The sequence below is a fragment of the Streptomyces kronopolitis genome (assembly GCF_014646275.1).
Taxonomy (GTDB): domain Bacteria; phylum Actinomycetota; class Actinomycetes; order Streptomycetales; family Streptomycetaceae; genus Streptomyces; species Streptomyces kronopolitis.
The window spans coordinates 1-280 of the sequence record NZ_BMND01000113.1; the positions used below are offsets into that span (position 1 = coordinate 1).

Annotated in this window: 1 protein-coding gene; it reads left to right on the forward strand. The window is 38.2% G+C overall.

Features of this window, described 5'->3' with window-relative positions; genetic code table 11:
- Nucleotides 1-205: GTP cyclohydrolase I (locus tag IEY78_RS35385; protein ID WP_189104828.1), on the forward strand; the 205-nt coding region annotated here is incomplete at its 5' end.
- Nucleotides 206-280: the final 75 nt, after the last annotated feature.

The following is a 280-nucleotide window of genomic DNA, read 5'->3' on the forward strand; positions in this document are numbered from 1 at the left end:
AAGGCTGACCACTCAAATTGCCGAAACCTTTGATGAAATCATAGAGCCAAGGGGCGTGATTGTGGTTTGCGAAGCCAAGCATTTGTGCATGAGCATGCAAGGGGTGCAAAAGCAAAATGCGATCATTAGAACAAGCGTTCTAAAAGGCCTCTTTAAAAAAGACCCTAAAACCAGAGCTGAATTTATACAACTCTTAAAATCTTAGGTTATAATTCTATGCATGAATAACCCTAATTTATCCTTTTACTATAATGAGTGCGAGCGTTTTGAAAGCTTTTTA